This window comes from Calyptranema fuscum S582 (assembly GCF_055793305.1).
Genome location: NZ_JBSLYH010000137.1, coordinates 1 through 661 on the forward strand (window position 1 = coordinate 1; position 661 = coordinate 661).

Here is a 661-nt window from a genome sequence, read left to right on the forward strand (position 1 = left end):
TGCCAGGGGGAGTGCCCACCGGAGCCAGCGACGAGCTTTGGGGATGTAGCGCTGGGGATTGCCCTGCTTTGCCTGGTAAATGCGGATTTCTGCCATGTCGCGGTAGATTTCGTAAATGCTGCTTGTTTCACCATACTGACGAGCATAGCGCCAGGTCTGGCTCTTTGCCTCAATGCACTGGGATAGGCGCTCCTGCTTGTAGTAAATATCGCCCAACAGGTCATAGGACTTATGTATGGGTTCCACAGACTCAATTCCTCGCGCCAACTCCAGGGACTTGAGGGCACAGGTCTCTGCCTCCGCCCAGTCCTGCCGCGCCAGCGCCACCCGCGCTAATCCCTTCCACACCGACTGCTGTTCATAATCATCAAACTCATACCCCTCCGCCACCTCTCGGTAGGCATCAGCGGCGGCATCCAGGCGCTCCATCTCTCGCAGCAGGTCGCCCAGTTTGGACAAATGTGCTCCCAGGGTGTAGCCCGGTGCATCGGGGTAGCGACGGCGCAGAGCCAGTGCCGCTTCCATCTCGCTCAGGGCAGCCTCCAGCTTTCCCTGGCTCTGCCACAGCACTCCTCGCTGGAGCCGTAACCCACCAGCCGAGTTGCGCTTGCCCACCCCCGCCAGCCAGTCCAAGCCGCGATCGAGCACCCGCTCCAGGTCT

1 protein-coding gene is annotated in these 661 nt (G+C 61.0%); it reads right to left on the reverse strand.

Annotated features, from left to right (window positions below; translation table 11 throughout):
• The coding region (locus tag ACR6Z4_RS32210) for a tetratricopeptide repeat protein (RefSeq protein WP_479721400.1) at positions 1-661 on the reverse strand (661 nt) is incomplete at both ends.